The following is a 15,735-nucleotide window of genomic DNA, read 5'->3' on the forward strand; positions in this document are numbered from 1 at the left end:
ACCGCCTGCCTGCCAAGGATTTTGAGCATGCCGCGATTCTCTCGTGCCGTTGCTTTATTTGGAGTGTTGTTGCTGGCCCAGCCCGCGTGTGCGCAGCGCTTGCGCCTGGCTGCGGATGCATGGCCGCCGTTTACCGACGCCACGCTGGTCAATGGCGGTCTGGCCACCGATATCGTCATCACTGCCCTGGCCCGCGCAGGCTACGCCAGTGACTTCGAGCAGGTGCCCTGGGCCCGCGCGCTCAAGGGCGTAGGCGATGGGCGTTATGACGTGCTGATCAATGCCTGGTATGACGAGGCGCGCACGCAGTTGGGGCAGTTTTCCGCCGAATACCTACTCAATCGCGTGCGATTCATCAAGCGCCGTGAAGACCCCATCGAGTTCGAGAACCTGGCGCAATTGCACGAGGCGCCCATCGCGGTGGTGCGCGGCTATGCGTATTCGGCGACGTTCGATGCCGACACGCAGTTACAGAAGATCCCGGTGCACAACTTCGCCATGGCCGTGCGCATGTTGGCGGCCGAGCGGGTGCGGCTGACGGTGGAGGATGAATACGTGGCGCGCTTTTACCTGGCGCGTGAGTCGGCGCGGGTGCGCAATGCGGTGGAGTTTCTGCCCAAGCCACTGAGTGAAAACAGCCTGCATATTCTGGTGAGCCTGAAGAATCCCGAGCATGCGCAGATTGTGGCGGGATTTGATCGCGAGATTGCCAGAATGAAGGCTGATGGCAGTTATGCGCGGTTGATGAAACAGCACGGAATGTAATGTTCTTGAGGACCAATCGGGAGCAAGCCCCCTCCCTCATTTGAAAGGTATTCACACATCAAACTGTGGGAGGGGCTTGCTCCCGATAGCGATTCAAGCCGCGCGGGTATCCTTGATCAAATGCGCCGCCAGCGTGCGCAACGGCCCCAACTGCCGACAAATCAACGCTAACTGCGTCTGCACCAGTCGCTGCCCTTCATCGATCTCGTCCGGCATCTGCTCAAGCTGCGCCGCCAGGGCTTCTTCGGCATCGCTCTGAATCGCAATCGGTTGTTTGTCGGCCAGGCCGCTGGCGATCTCATCGATGCTCGCCGCCAGGCTGCTGCCCGCGCTATCGATCAACGCCTCGCGCATTTGCGCCGGCAGTTGGGTGTCGCGGTGCGCGCCCAGCCCCGACAAATAGCTGAGCAAGGTGTGCGACAGCACCAGAAAGCGGAACCCCACATCGGCTTCCTTACGAAAGTGCCCAGGCTCCATCAGCATGTTGGCCAGGGTGGTGGACAGCGCCGCGTCGGCGTTGTGTGCGTTGCGTCGCGCCAGGCGGTAGGCCAGGTCGTCGCTTTTGCCGGCGGCGTATTGCTGCATGATCTGGCGCAGGTAGATGCTGTTGCAGGTCAGGGTGTTGGCCAGCACTTTGTTCAGGCGCCGACCCTGCCAGTCCGGCAGGAACAGGAACACCGCCAGGCCCGCGATCAGGCTGCCGAGCAAGGTGTCGAACAGCCTTGGCAGGAACAGCCCGTAGCCATCGCCCACCTGGTTGAAGCAGAACAGCACCATCAGCGTGATGGCGGCCGTGGCCAGGGTGTAGCGGGTGGTGCGGTTGATAAAGAACACCAGGCCAGCGGTGATGGCGAACATCGATTGCACCAGGGGGCTGGGGAACAGGTCGAACAGCGCCCAGGCCACCGTGAGGCCGATGGCCGTGCCGATGATCCGCTGGCCGAGCTTGCGCCGCGTCGCGCCGTAGTTGGGCTGGCAGACAAACAGCGTGGTGAGGATGATCCAGTAACCCTGGGACGCGTGAATGGCGTGCAGGGTGGCGTAGCCGATGGTCAGCGCCAGGGACAGACGCAACGCATGCCGGAACAGCAGCGATGTCGGCGTGAGCTGGGTGCGCAGGCGTGTCCACATTTCCTTGAGATTGCGCGGCGCTCGGTCCAGCAGGTTGCTGTCGGTGGCGTCGGCCAGGGCGTCGGGGTTGCTGGCGTCGCCGAGCAGGCGGTCGAGGGTCGACAGGTTGGCCGCCAGCGCCCGCAGCGAACGCAACAGTCCGCGCCAGGCCGGATTGTTTTGCAGGCGCAGGTGTTCCAGCGAGGCGTTCAGGTCGCCGAGTGCCTCGGCGAAACTGTCGTCATAGATAAACGGCTGGCGCAGTTGGATCGACTCGCCGAGCGCCTGGCAAGCCTTGCCCTGCTGGCGCAACAGGCGCTGGCAGCGGAACAGGACGTCGCTATGGAAGAACGCCTCGGCCAGCGCGTTATACGGGTAGTGGGACGAGCTGGCGCGTTCGTGGATGTCCTGGGCGAGGAAGTACAGCTTGAGGTAACGGCTGACTTTCGAGCCCGGTCGACCATTGCCCACGCGGTGCAGGATGATTTCCTTCGCGGCGTTCAACGCGGCGACCACCCGGCCGTTCTGCTGGGCCAGTTCCAGGCGGCGTGCTTCCACGTCCAACTGGCGGATCGGTTCGAACAACGACGACTTGAGCTTGAGATAACGCCCCAATTCCCGAAACAACCGTGCCAGGCTTTGTTGCACCGGCTGATTGGAAAACAGCGCCTGCCACAGCACTGACAGCACGCCATACCAGGCCGCACCGGCCACCAGCAGCAGCGGCTCGTGCCAGAAGTCGCTGACCGCACCACCGCGCTGGTCGACGCCGATCATGGTGTACACCGACAGAATCAGCGTGGCCGAAGCAATCGCGCCATAGCGTTCGCCCAGCGCACCGAGCATGGTCAGGCAAAACGTCGCCAGGGCAAGGGAGATGGCGAAAAACCAGGGGTAGGGGAAGAGCAGCTCCACCGACAGCGCGGCGATGCTGAAACACACCAGCGTCACCGCCAGGGCGTTGAGGCGGCCCTGCCAACTGTCGTCGGTCTCGGCCAGGGCGCTGGCGATGATCCCCAGGAACAGCGGAATCAGCAGTGCCATTTCATTCTGATACCAGCACAGCGCCATGCTGCCGGTGAGGGCGATGAACACCCGAATGCTGTAGCTGAATTTATCCAGCGCCCACAGGCGCCGCAGGGAGTGCTTGAACGAGGTCGATGACATGAAGTCGGGCGTCTTCCAGAGCGATGTCGCTAAATTGAGCTATCAAGGACGCCAGGGCAAGCGTAGCGATCACATCGATTGCGCAAAATAACTTCCAGGCACCACAAATCTAATGTGGGAGCTGGCTTGCCTGCGATAGCGGCGTTGGATTCACCATCGCTATCGCAGGCAAGCCAGCTCCCACAGGTTTTTTGCATTTCAAGGTTTAAGCGGCGTCAGGCGTATTGCGCGGCAGCATAGCCGGACGCCCAGGCCCACTGGAAGTTGAACCCGCCCAGATGCCCGGTCACGTCCAGCACTTCGCCAATAAAATACAGGCCCGGGCTTTTCAGGGACTCCATGGTCTTGGACGACACTTCCCGCGTGTCCACCCCGCCCAGCGTCACCTCGGCGGTGCGATAGCCTTCGGTGCCAGCCGGCACCCATTGCCAGTTGCCCAGCTTGTTGGCGATGTCGGCGATTTCGGCATGGGTGTACTGCTTCATCGGTTTGGACACAAACCAGGTATCGGCCAGCAGGTTGGCCATCTTTTTCGTGAATATTTCGCCCAGCAGGGTTTTTAGCTCGCTGTTGGGGCGCTCGGTCTGTTGCTGTTGCAGCCAGGTGTGCGCGTCGTGATCGGGCAGCAGGTTGATCTCCACCGTGTCGCCGGATTCCCAGTACGAGGAAATCTGCAAGATCGCCGGCCCGCTCAGGCCCCGATGGGTAAACAGGATGTTCTCGCGAAAACTCTGGCCGTTGCAGCTGACCAGGCAATCCACCGACGTACCGGACAGCTCGCCGCACAGTTCCTTGAGCTGGTCGGTGATGGTGAACGGCACCAGCCCGGCGCGGGTTGGCAGCAGTTCGTGGCCGAACTGCCTGGCTACCTGATAGCCAAAGCCGGTGGCGCCCAGGGTCGGGATCGACAGGCCGCCGGTGGCGATCACCAACGATTCGCAGTGCAGCTCCCCCAGGGTGGTCTGCAACCGATAGCCGTTGTCGACCCTGGCGATGGTCTCGATCGAGGTGTCCAGGTGCAGGCTCACGCCGGTCTGGATGCATTCGTCGAGCAGCATGCCGAGGATGTCGCTGGACTTGTTGTCGCAGAACAACTGGCCGAGTTTTTTCTCGTGGTACGGCACGCCGTGTTTGGCCACCAGCGCGATGAAATCCCACTGGGTGTAGCGCGCCAGCGCGGACTTGCAGAAGTGCGCGTTGTGCGAGAGGAAGTTGGCAGGCTCGGTGTACATGTTGGTGAAGTTGCAGCGGCCACCGCCGGACATCAGGATCTTTTTGCCGGCCTTGTTGGCGTGGTCCAGCAACATCACCTGGCGACCGCGCCCGGCGGCGGTCAGTGCGCACATCAAGCCTGCGGCGCCGGCGCCAATGATCACAACTTCGGTCGAGCGCACAGCCATGTCCTCACAAATTATGGTTTGAAATGCAATCAAATGTGGGAGCTGGCTTGCCTGCGATGGCTGTAGTGAATTCACCACCGCTATCGCAGGCAAGCCAGCTCCCACATTGATTCGGCCCCTTCAACAGGAACTCGTTGTTCTTACAGGATACGCACGCGCAACGAGCGGCCCTTGATCTTGCCGTCGTTCAAGCGCTGCAGCGCCTGTTTGGCGATGCCGCGCTCCACAGCCACGAAGGCCTGGAAATCAAAGATTGCGATCTTGCCGACCTGGGCACCCGGGATACCCGCGTCACCGGTCAGCGCGCCAAGAATGTCGCCCGGGCGAACCTTGTCCTTGCGGCCGGCGGCGATGCACAGGGTGCTCATCTGCGGCAGCAACGGACCACCGCCTTGTGGCTTGAGGTTGTCCAGTTGGTCCCAGTTCAGCGGCGACTTCTGCAGTTGCTCGATGGCCTGGGCGCGGTGTGCTTCGGACGGCGCCACCAGGCTGATCGCGATGCCGGTCTCACCGGCGCGGCCGGTACGGCCCACGCGGTGGATATGGATTTCCGAGTCGCGGGCCAGTTCGACGTTGATCACCATGTCCAGCGCGTCGATGTCCAGGCCGCGCGCGGCGACGTCGGTGGCGACCAGCACCGAGGTGCTGCGGTTGGCGAACATCGCCAGCACCTGATCACGGTCGCGCTGTTCCAGGTCGCCGTGCAGGCCAACCGCGGAAATACCCTTGGCGGTCAGGTGATCCACGGTTTCCTGCACTTGCTGCTTGGTAAAGCAGAACGCCACGCACGATGCCGGGCGGAAATGCGCCAGCACCTTGGTCACGGCGTCCATGCGTTCTTCCGGCGAGATCTCGTAGAAACGCTGCTCGATCTGGTCATCGGAGTGGAACGCTTCGGCCTTCACCTGTTGCGGCGCGCGCATGAACTTGGACGCCAGTTGCTTGATGCTCACCGGGTAGGTGGCCGAGAACAGCAGGGTCTGGCGGCGTGGCGGGGTCTTGCTGATGATGTCTTCGATGGCGTCGTAGAAGCCCATGTCGAGCATGCGGTCGGCTTCGTCGAGGATCAGCGTGTTCAGGCCGTCCAGCACCAGCGAACCCTTGCGCAGGTGTTGCTGGATGCGCCCCGGCGTGCCGACGATGACGTGGGCGCCATGTTCGAGGGAGGCGATCTGCGGGCCGAGGGACACGCCGCCGCACAAGGTCAGTACCTTGATGTTGTCTTCGGCGCGGGCCAGGCGGCGGATTTCCTTGGCGACCTGGTCGGCCAACTCACGGGTGGGGCACATCACCAGCGCCTGGCAACCGAAGTAGCGCGGGTTGATCGGGTTCAGCAGGCCGATGCCGAAGGCGGCGGTCTTGCCGCTGCCGGTCTTGGCCTGGGCAATCAGGTCCAGCCCCTTGAGGATCACCGGCAAGCTTTGCGCCTGGATCTGCGTCATCTCGACGTAACCCAGCGAGTCGAGGTTAGCCAGCATGGCGGCGGACAGGGGCAAAGTATTAAAAGCGGTGGCGATGGTAGTCACGGGACTGGCTCTGCAAAACAAAATGTCGCGCAGTGTAGCAGCCCTGTGGGATTTTCCCCGCAAGTTCTAGACGAGCGAGACGCCCGTCAGTGTTCGAGGTCGTGTTCGCGGTTGATCGCCCGCTTGCCGTCGCTTGGCGACAGTTGCAGGAAGATCGCCGCCGCCAGCATCGCCATGACGCCCACGGTGAGGAAGGTCAACTGGAACGCGCCAAGCACAGTGTTCACGCCGTCGTTGCCGGCTTCGGCGGTGAACCCGCCGAGCAACGCACCAGCACAGGCCACACCCAGGCTCAGGGACAATTGCGCGACCACCGACAGCAAACTGTTGCCGCTGCTGGCCTGCGCGTCATCGAGGTCGATCAGGGTGACGGTGTTCATCGCGGTAAATTGAAACGAGTTGATCGCACCCAACACCGCGAGCATGGCCAGCAGCAGCGGGTAGGGCGTCTGCTCGCTGACCAGGCCCATGCTCGCCAGCATCAGGCCCAGCGCCAGGGTGTTGCCGGTGAGCACCACGCGATAACCCAGGCGCTCGATCAGCGGCCGCGCGATGGACTTGGCGAACATCGCCGCCGCTGCCAGGGGCAGCATGCTCATGCCGGCCTGGGACGGCGAATAACCCAGCGCCACCTGCAGCAGCAGCGGCACCAGAAAGGGCAGGGCGCCGCTGCCCAGGCGTGAGAACAGGTTGCCGAGAATGCCCACGGCAAAGGTGCGAGTCTTGAACAGCACCGGCGAAAACAGCGGGTTCTCGATATGCCCGGCGCGCAGCCAGTATGCCGCCAGGCAGGCCAGCCCGCCGAACAGCAGCAGCATCACACGCAGGTGCGGCAGGTGCAGTTCGCCCAGGCCTTCCATCGCAATGGTGATCAGCACCATCGCCGCGCCAAACAGCACAAAGCCCATGCTGTCAAAGCGCGTGCGCTCGCTGCCGCGCAGGTCAGGAATGAATTTCCACACGGCGAAGCAGCCAATGATGCCCACCGGCAGGTTGATCAGAAAGATCCAGTGCCAGGTCATGTATTGCACCATCCAGCCGCCCATGGTCGGGCCGAGCAGCGGACCGAGCAGGCCGGGAATCGTGATGAAGCCCATGATCCGCACCAGCTCGGAGCGCGGGTAGGCGCGCAGCACCACCAGCCGGCCGACCGGCAGCATCAGCGCGCCGCCCAGGCCCTGCACGACCCGCGCGCCCACCAGCATGCTCAGGCTGCTGGACAGCGCGCACAGCAGCGAGCCGATGCTGAACAGCATGATGGCGCCGAAGAAGATTTTCTTGGTGCCGAAGCGGTCGGCGATCCAGCCCGACGCCGGGATCAGCAAGGCGACGGTGAGCATGTAGGCGATCACCACCCCTTGCATGCGCAGTGGGTTTTCCGCGAGGTCCTGCGCCATGGCCGGCAAGGCCGTGTTGAGAATCGTCCCGTCCAGCGACTGCATGAAGAAGGCAATCGCCACCACCCAGGGCAGCCAGCGAGCGGTCTTGGCATCGAGAGGAGCGCGGGTCGGCATGGCAATCCTTTGGTTAGCTGGCTATGTATCGGCGATTATGCGCCATCCTCCGCGCGTTTTCCCATTGGCGGTTCGTCTAATTCCGACAGCGTTGCGTGCTTGCCCACCAGGAAATCCAGCAGCGCCCGGTGCACTGCCGCCGCTGCCTCGCGCGATTCCAAGTCGAGCAGGTGGCCGGTGTGTTCGGCCACGGCAAAGCTGCTGCGCCCCACGTATTGCTTGAACAACCGCGCATCGGCGGCCGGCGTGTAGGCGTCCAGCGCACCATTGAGAAAGTGCACCGGGGTGTCGATCTGGCGCAGCGCTGGCAGGTAGTTGCCGTCACTCAGCGCCAGTACTTGATGAATATGAAAGCGTGCCTGGCGGTACTCGGTGGTGGCCATGTTCGACAGATGGCGGTGGTTGTTGCGCTTGAGGCGCGGCGACAAGTACTGGCCGACCGTCTCATTGAGCAGATGGCCAACGGCGGATTTGTCATCGGCTTCGATCAGCACGCGCACGCGTTCCACGTAGTCGAGCATCACGGGGTTGAGGTTGGGCGACAGGGCCATCACCACCGAGCTTTCGATGGACGGCGGGTTATGGGCCAGGGTCAGTAATGTGGAAATGCCGCCCCAGGATGCCGACACCAAGTGGTTGACCTCGAAACGCTCCACCAGCGCACACAGGATGTGCACCTCGTCGTCCTTGGTCACCAGGTCCAGGTCGGTGTTGTGTTCGCGCGAGTAACCGGAGAACGGCAGGTCGAACAGCAGCACATTGAAATGCTCGGCCAGGCACTTGCTGGTGCGCGCAAAGGAGCGCGTGGTGGACAGCGCGCCATTGACCATCAGCACGGTTTTCTTCTGCGGGTCGCTGCCCAGTTGCTCTACGTGAATGTTGTAATGCTTGAACAGCTTCTCTATGACGAAACTTCCATGATTCATCGTCGCACTTCCTGTGAGGTGGCGGTATTCCACTAACCGTTATAGCGAGCTTTTCAGAAGGCGACAACAGGCTGCACAGGGAGTCATGCAAGTTCGGAAGGAGATGTAAGAAAGCAACACAAAGCAACGTAGGAGGGGGCTTGCCCCCCTCCCACAGGGATTAGAGGGTGAGGGTGAGCCGTTTGACCAGCGCGCCCGGAAGCAGATTGGAAGCGGTATTGCGCTGGCCATAGGTGCTCGGCGACAACAGCAATTCCCGCTCTGCCGTCAGCGCTTCCAACTGCGAGCCAAGCAGGCTGTAGACGCTGTCATCAAAGCGCATGGTGCTGACCGGTGCCTTGATTTCGCCGTCTTCCACCCAAAACGTGGCAAAGCGCGTCATGCCAGTGAGGCGGGCGGCCGGCAGGTCGGAGTAGTTCAGGTACCACAGGTTGCTGATGTACAGCCCGGTGCCCAGTTGCTTGAGGATATCGGCCTGGGCCAGCGTGCCCGCCGCTATCTGCAGGGCGCTGGGGGATTCATCACTGCTGGCGCCGTTGGCGTGCAGGCCGTATTCGGCCGCGCTGCGCGAATTCACCAGTTGGTCGCAGGCAGCACCAGACTTGATCAGCGTGACATCGCTGCGCGGATAGCCTTCGGTGGAAAACGCCTGGCTCAGCGAGCCGCTGATCTGCTCGGTGACGGTCACCAATGGGCTCAGCGGCTGTTCACCGGCATAGAGCTTTTGCAGCGAGCTGCCTTTGCTGGCGATGGCCTGGGCCGAAAAACCGCCCCAGGTGATGATGCTGATGATCTCTTCCAGTGCCGCCGGCGCCAGGTAAGCGCGGTATTGCCCGGGCGGCAACGGGTGCAGCGTGCGACCGAGAAACGCCAACTGCGCACGCGCCTGCTGCAGGCGCGCGGCGAATTCGGCGCTGTCCCACGTATGCCCGGCGTAGCTGGCCTTTACCGCCTCGCCGTTGGCATGGAACACGCTGAAGTCGAAGTTGAAGCTATTGGCTTGGTGCCAGCCGAACGCGCCGTTCGAACTGGCAAAACCACGGCTGATCGGGCCTGCGGCGTAGAACCCGACCAGGTCAACGTCGGCGGCGGCCTGGCTGATTTCCTCCAGCACGCGGGCCAGGTCCGGCAGCGGCCTGGATTGTTCATTGTGGCTTTGCCAAGGGTTCTCGTTGAGCAGCAGGTAAGGGTCCTGTGGCAGTAACGGCAAGGTGTCGCGCAATTGCTGCAGGCCATCGGCGAGGCGCTGGCGATCCAGTGCCGGCGAGCCGGCCAGGGTGATGCCGAGGTCGGCATGCCGGCCATCGCTGATCAGCTTGAGGTTCAGGCTGGCCTGCTGCACATGCCCGGCCTGGCGGACCTTGGCGTGGTTGAAACGGACGAATTCGGACGACTCGGCTGCGTAGCCCAGGTGAAATTGTTCGTTGTCGGTGACGGCCTGCTGAAGCCACTGCACCAGCGCCTTGAAATCGTTCATCAGGCATCTCCCCCGAAAACATCGATGTTGCTGAACACACAGGCCGGCGACGCATGGCCGACGCGGATCACCTGGTTGGGCTCGCCCTTGCCGCAGTTGGGCGTGCCCAATACCTGGAAGGTGCTGGCGTCGCCCACGGCGCTGAGGTTGCGCCAGAACTGTGCGGAAATGGCCCGGTAGTTGGGGTTTTTCACCACGCCCTTGAGCTCGCCGTTTTCAATCAACTGGCCCCATTCGCAGCCGAACTGGAATTTGTTGCGCGCATCGTCAATGGACCAGGAACGGTTGGTCGACATCAGGATGCCGTGCTCGATGGCGCCAATCATCTGCGCCAGGCTCTGGTCGCCGGCCTCGATATTCAGGTTGGCCATGCGGTCGATGGGCGGACGGTTCCAACCGCTGGCGCGGCTGTTGGCCACGCCGGGCAGCCCCGAGCGAAACTGCGACAAGGCGCCGCCCAGCGGCTTGAGCAGCAGCCCTTCGCGGATCAGGAACTGTTTGCTGGCGCGGGTGCCGTCATCGTCATGCTGATAGCTGGCCAACTGCTCGGGGATGTCCGGGTCGAAGGTCACGTTGAGCAGCGGCGAGCCGTATTGCAGATGGCCGAAGTCTGTGGCCTTGACGAAACTGGTGCCGGCGTAATTGCGCTCATCCCCCAGGATGCGGTCGAGCTCCAGCGGGTGGCCGATGGACTCGTGGATCTGCAGGATCATCTGGTCGGGCATCAACAGCAGGTCGCGCGGGCCCTGGGGCGTGTTCGGCGCGAGCAGCAGTTGCAGCGCTTGATCGGCGACACGCGGCGCGGCGCCGATCAGGCCGAAGCGACTGATCACATCAAAGCCGCCCTGCTGGCCGAAGTTGCTGCCGCCCAGGGTGCGGGTCTGGCTGTCGTGACCATCAAAGGCGGTGACGTTGACGCCGGGAAACACGAAGCGCTGGGCCTGGCGCAGTTCGGCGCCGGCACTGTTGAGGTAGATCTGCTCGACGTGGGTGAGACCCAGGCTCACGTCCCAGCTCACCAGGCGCTCGTCCCTGGGCACGGCGGCGGATTCATCGCCCAGCAGTTGGTAGCAGTCGCTGAGGGACGGGAAGGCGTGTTCGAGATTGGGCGACAGGTAATCGGCCACGTCGCTGGACACCGGCTGCTGGTGCAGGTCGAGCAGGGCATGGGGTTTGATCTGGCGGGCTTGCTGTTCGGCGCGCTCAAGGGCGGCTTGCAGGCCGGCAGGGGAAATGTCGTTGGTCGCCGCGTAGGCCTGCACGCCGTTGAGACGCACGGTGAGCATGGCGCCTTCGTCATGGCTGAGGTGCGGCGGTTCGGCGACGTTTTTGCGGACCGAGAGGTGCTGGCCGGATTCGCGCACGTAGCGCAGCGAAAAGAATTCGGCGGTGGTGCGCAGGGCGTTGAAGTGCTGTTTGAGTGTGGCGTGGTGGTCGAACATGGGGCCTTCCTTGTGGGCGGCTCAGCGCGGGCAGGCGAACAGAGTAGGCCTGGGCCGGGGAGCTGATCAAGAAAAGGCAGTTCTTTGTGGCAGGTGCACCGTTGTGGCGAGCCCTGATGCCGTTCAGTTAAGGAAAATGTGTGGGCTTATTGTGGCGAGCGGGCTTGCCCCGCGTAGGGGCGCGAAGCGCCCCCACTCCAGCAAAACGCGGTGTACCTGATACGGCTCAGCGCCTGGTTTTGGGGCTGCTGCGCAGCCCAACGCAGGACAAGCCTGCTCGCCACAAGGTGTATCAGTTACTGCGCAATTTCACGCATTGGCTTGCCGCGCACCGGCGCATCGCCCGCCACGTAGTAGTCGGCCGTGCTGCGCGGCAACGGCTGGCGGTTGCGGATCCTGTCGGCGATTTTCTCGGCGATCATGATCGTTGGCGCGTTCAGGTTGCCAGTGGTGATGATCGGCATGATTGACGCATCCACCACACGCAGACCCTGCATGCCATGCACGCGGCCTTCGCCATCGACCACGGCCATCTCGTCGGTGCCCATCTTGCACGAGCAGGACGGATGGTAGGCGGTCTCTGCGTGCTCGCGGATGAACTGGTCGAGCTGTTCATCGGTTTGCACCTCGATACCGGGGCTGATTTCGCGGCCACGGTAAGGGTCCAGCGCCGGCTGCTGCATGATTTCGCGGGTCAGGCGGATGCCGTCGCGGAATTCTTCCCAGTCCTGCTCCGAGGCCATGTAGTTGAAGAGGATGCTCGGGTAGTCCCGTGGATTCTTCGACTTCACCTGCACACGGCCACGGCTTGGCGAACGCATGGAGCCCATGTGCGCCTGGAAACCGTGTTCCTGCACACCCTTGCTGCCGTTGTAATTGATCGCCACCGGCAGGAAGTGATACTGGATGTTCGGCCATTCGAACTCGGGGCGCGAACGGATGAAACCGCCGGCTTCGAACTGGTTGCTGGCGCCGATGCCGGTGCCGTTGAACAGCCACTCGGCGCCGATGGCCGGCTGGTTGTACCAGAGCAGCGATGGGTACAGCGACACCGGTTGGGTGCACGCGTATTGCAGGTACAGCTCAAGGTGGTCCTGCAGGTTTTCGCCGACGCCGGGCAGGTCGTGGACCACCGGGATGTCGAGGCTCTCCAACAGTTTGGCCGGGCCCACGCCGGAACGTTGCAGCAGTTGCGGCGAGGCGATGGCGCCGCTGCACACCAGCACTTCTTTGCGTGCACGGGCTTCAACGCGCTCTTCGGCGGCGCCGATCAGGTAACGCACACCCACTGCACGTTTGCCTTCGAACAGCACCTTGTCGGTGAGGGCGTGGGTGACGATGGTCAGGGTCGAACGCTTCTTGGCGGTGTCCAGGTAGCCGCGCGCGGTGCTGGCGCGACGACCGTTGGGCGTGACGGTGCGGTCCATCGGGCCGAAACCTTCCTGCTGGTAGCCGTTCAGGTCTTCGGTACGCGGGTAACCGGCCTGCACGCCGGCTTCCACCATGGCGCTGAACAGCGGGTTATTGCCGGCCTTGGGCGTGGTCACGCTGACCGGTCCGTCGCCGCCGTGCCAGTCGTTCGGGCCGATGTCGCGGGTTTCGGCTTTGCGGAAGTACGGCAGGCAATCGAGGTACGTCCAGTCTTCCAGGCCTGGCAATTTGGCCCAGTTGTCATAGTCCATCGCGTTGCCACGGATGTAGCACATGCCGTTGATCAGCGAGGAACCGCCCAGGCCCTTGCCACGACCGCATTCCATCCGGCGTCCGTCCATGTGTGGCTCGGGATCGGTCTCGTAGGCCCAGTTGTAGCGACGGCCTTGCAGCGGGAACGCCAGCGCTGCGGGCATCTGGGTGCGGAAATCGAGACGGTAGTCGGGGCCGCCGGCTTCCAGCAGCAGAACGGTGACGCCTTCGTCTTCGGTCAGACGGGTCGCCAGGGTGTTACCGGCGGAGCCGGCACCCACAATGATGTAGTCGTATTCTTGGGACATTGGATGCACCCTCTTTGGAGTTGGTCAGGTCTGGCCCCATCGCAGGTAAGCCAGCTCCCACAGGAAAATGCATTCCAAGTGTGGGAGCGGGCTTGCCCGCGATGGCGGCCTCACAGGCAATACAAAACTCAGGGTGTTAGAACACCGAGGCGTAATCGCCCAGTTCAACCTGGACCGATTTGATGCGGGTGAAGTTGTTCAGCGAGCTGATCCCGTTCTCACGGCCCACACCCGATTGCTTGTAGCCGCCCACCGGCATCTTCGCGTCGGACTCGCCCCAGGCGTTGATCCAGCAGATGCCCGCTTCGAGCTGATGAATCACGCGGTGGGCGCGGTTCAGGTCCTTGGTCACAAGGCCAGCAGCCAGACCGAAGTCGGTGTCGTTGGCGCGGCGGATCACTTCCTCTTCAGTCTCATAAGTGAGCAGGCTCATCACCGGGCCGAAGATTTCTTCACGCACGATCACCATGTCGTCGGTGCAATCGCTGAACACGGTCGGCGCCACGTAGGCGCCTTTGGCCAGGTCGCCCTCGGTCATGCGGTCGCCGCCGCACAGCAGGCGTGCGCCTTGCTCTTTGCCCTTGGCGATGTAGCCCAGCACGCTTTCCATGTGAGCGAAGCTGACCAGCGGGCCGAAGTTGGTGTTTTCGTCCTGCGGGTCGCCAACGCGAATGCGCGCCACACGTTCAAGAATCTTGGCTTCGAACGCCCCTTGCAGCTGCTTGGGCACGAACACGCGCGTGCCGTTGGTGCAGACCTGACCGGAGCTGTAGAAGTTGGCCATCATCGCGATGTCGGCGGCGCGGTCCAGGTCGGCGTCTTCGAACACGATCAGCGGCGACTTGCCGCCCAGCTCCATGGTCACTTCCTTGAGCGAGGAGCTCGAAGCGCTGGCCATGACTTTCTTGCCGGTGTCGGTGCCACCGGTGAACGAGACTTTCTCGATGCGCGGGTGTTCGGTCAGCCAGGTGCCGACTTCGCGACCGCTGCCGGTGAGCACGTTGAACACGCCTGCCGGTACGCCGGCCTCGGTATAGATCTCGGCCAGTTTCAGAGTGGTCAGCGAAGTGACTTCGCTGGGCTTGAAGATCATCGCGTTACCGGCGGCCAGGGCCGGTGCGGATTTCCACAGGGCGATCTGGATCGGGTAGTTCCACGCGCCGATACCGGCTACTACGCCCAGCGGTTCGCGGCGGGTGTAGACGAACGAAGTGTCGCGCAGCGGGATCTGTTCGCCTTCGATGGCGGGCACCAGGCCTGCGTAGTACTCCAGCACGTCAGCGCCGGTGACGACGTCGACGAATTGGGTTTCGGAGAAAGCTTTACCGGTGTCCAGGGTTTCCAGGGCGGCCAGCTCATCGTTGCGCTCGCGAAGGATGTCGACGGCGCGACGCAGGATGCGCGAACGCTCCATGGCGGTCATCGCAGCCCAGATCTTCTGGCCTTTTTCGGCGCTGACCACGGCACGCTCGACATCTTCTTCAGTGGCGCGTTGCACGTGGGCAAGCACTTCACCGTTAGCCGGGTTGATGGCTTCAAAGGTGGCATCGCTGCCAGCGTCGCTGTAGCCGCCGTCAATGTAGAGTTTTTGCGTTTCGAAACGGGCCATAAAGTCCTCGCATGTGCATAAGTGGTTGGCGCGGTTCGGGAGTTGAGCGCGTAGTCGCGCTCTAGCTCACCTGCTTGGCCAATTGGAAGTCCATGTATTCGTAAGCGATCCGCTGCGCCTGCGCCGTGTCGAAAGCGTCTCCCGAGAGGGCGCCGCGCAACCACAAACCGTCGATCAGGGCCGCCAGGCCGCGGGCTGCGCTGCGTGCTTCGGGCAGCGGCAGCACCCGGCGGAACTGGCAGCACAGGTTGGAATACAGGCGGTGATCGTTGATCCGCTGCAACCTGTGCAATGACGGGTGGTGCATGCTGGCGGCCCAGAAGGCCAGCCAGGTTTTCATTGCCGGGCCACTGACCTGGCTGGCGTCAAAGTTGCCGCCGATGATCACCTGCAGGTGGGCTCGGGGGCTGTCGTCTTCCAACGCCCGTCGACGCTCCTGGACGCGCTCGGTCAGCACGTTCATCAGGTAACGCATGGTTGCCGCGATCAGGCCGTTCTTGTCCTGAAAGTAGTGACTGATGATGCCGTTCGACACACCTGCCAAACGCGCGATCAGCGCAATGCTGGCATCTGCCATTCCAACCTGGTCGATGGCCGTCAACGTAGCCTCGATCAATTGCTGGCGGCGTATGGGTTGCATACCGACCTTGGGCATGTTTCACCTCTTTCTCAGGCCGCTGATGGGCCAAATGCGTCCATCGGCTTGAGGGCCAGTCTATTTTGTTTTTATTGAACGTTCAATCAATAAAAAATCACAGGCTGGAATCGTCAACAAAAAAATGTGGGAGGGGGCGTGCTCCCGATTGCA

General features: G+C 62.7%; 11 protein-coding genes. 1 reads left to right on the forward strand and 10 read right to left on the reverse strand.

Translation table 11 applies throughout. The annotated features are described in order from the left end of the window. Nucleotides 1-27: 27 nt before the first annotated feature. Nucleotides 28-765 carry a substrate-binding periplasmic protein gene (locus TU75_RS03000; protein WP_003234496.1) on the forward strand — a complete coding sequence of 246 codons (738 nt, stop codon included), beginning with the start codon at nucleotides 28-30 and terminating at the stop codon, nucleotides 763-765. Between the two features lie 93 nt (nucleotides 766-858). On the opposite strand, the gene yccS is transcribed toward TU75_RS03000, so the two are convergent. The 10 genes from yccS to betI all read right to left on the reverse strand — a co-directional run bounded on the left by yccS (nucleotide 859) and on the right by betI (nucleotide 15,582). Next, nucleotides 859-3,042 carry a YccS family putative transporter gene (gene yccS / locus TU75_RS03005; protein WP_060548163.1) on the reverse strand — a complete coding sequence of 728 codons (2,184 nt, stop codon included), beginning with the start codon at nucleotides 3,040-3,042 and terminating at the stop codon, nucleotides 859-861. Nucleotides 3,043-3,257: 215 nt separating this feature from the next. Further along, nucleotides 3,258-4,436, reverse strand: coding sequence for a BaiN/RdsA family NAD(P)/FAD-dependent oxidoreductase (locus TU75_RS03010; protein ID WP_003234492.1), 1,179 nt, complete (start codon nucleotides 4,434-4,436; stop codon nucleotides 3,258-3,260). A gap of 146 nt (nucleotides 4,437-4,582) precedes the next feature. Then, nucleotides 4,583-5,920, reverse strand: a complete 1,338-nt coding sequence (gene dbpA, locus TU75_RS03015) for an ATP-dependent RNA helicase DbpA (RefSeq protein WP_231982056.1) — start codon at nucleotides 5,918-5,920, stop codon at nucleotides 4,583-4,585. A gap of 134 nt (nucleotides 5,921-6,054) precedes the next feature. Next, nucleotides 6,055-7,482 carry a multidrug transporter subunit MdtD gene (gene mdtD / locus TU75_RS03020; protein ID WP_015373151.1) on the reverse strand — a complete coding sequence of 476 codons (1,428 nt, stop codon included), beginning with the start codon at nucleotides 7,480-7,482 and terminating at the stop codon, nucleotides 6,055-6,057. A 35-nt stretch (nucleotides 7,483-7,517) separates the two neighbouring features. Next, nucleotides 7,518-8,408, reverse strand: a complete 891-nt coding sequence (locus TU75_RS03025; protein ID WP_015373150.1) for an alpha/beta fold hydrolase — start codon at nucleotides 8,406-8,408, stop codon at nucleotides 7,518-7,520. Between the two features lie 160 nt (nucleotides 8,409-8,568). Then, the gene (locus TU75_RS03030) at nucleotides 8,569-9,885 is read right to left on the reverse strand and encodes a TldD/PmbA family protein (RefSeq protein WP_060548164.1); all 1,317 of its coding nucleotides are present in this window, start codon (nucleotides 9,883-9,885) and stop codon (nucleotides 8,569-8,571) included. Beyond that, nucleotides 9,885-11,327, reverse strand: a complete 1,443-nt coding sequence (locus TU75_RS03035) for a TldD/PmbA family protein (RefSeq protein ID WP_015373148.1) — start codon at nucleotides 11,325-11,327, stop codon at nucleotides 9,885-9,887. The genes TU75_RS03030 and TU75_RS03035 overlap by 1 nt, the downstream gene beginning before the upstream one ends. A gap of 296 nt (nucleotides 11,328-11,623) precedes the next feature. Beyond that, on the reverse strand, nucleotides 11,624-13,318 hold the full coding sequence (gene betA / locus TU75_RS03040) for a choline dehydrogenase (RefSeq protein WP_003234480.1): 1,695 nt from the start codon (nucleotides 13,316-13,318) through the stop codon (nucleotides 11,624-11,626). 136 nt (nucleotides 13,319-13,454) lie between these two features. Then, nucleotides 13,455-14,927 carry a betaine-aldehyde dehydrogenase gene (gene betB, locus TU75_RS03045; RefSeq protein WP_015373146.1) on the reverse strand — a complete coding sequence of 491 codons (1,473 nt, stop codon included), beginning with the start codon at nucleotides 14,925-14,927 and terminating at the stop codon, nucleotides 13,455-13,457. A gap of 61 nt (nucleotides 14,928-14,988) precedes the next feature. Beyond that, nucleotides 14,989-15,582, reverse strand: coding sequence for a transcriptional regulator BetI (gene betI, locus TU75_RS03050; protein ID WP_060548165.1), 594 nt, complete (start codon nucleotides 15,580-15,582; stop codon nucleotides 14,989-14,991). Nucleotides 15,583-15,735 lie beyond the last annotated feature (153 nt).

The sequence above is a fragment of the Pseudomonas poae genome, from assembly GCF_001439785.1.
GTDB classification, from domain to species: domain Bacteria; phylum Pseudomonadota; class Gammaproteobacteria; order Pseudomonadales; family Pseudomonadaceae; genus Aquipseudomonas; species Aquipseudomonas poae.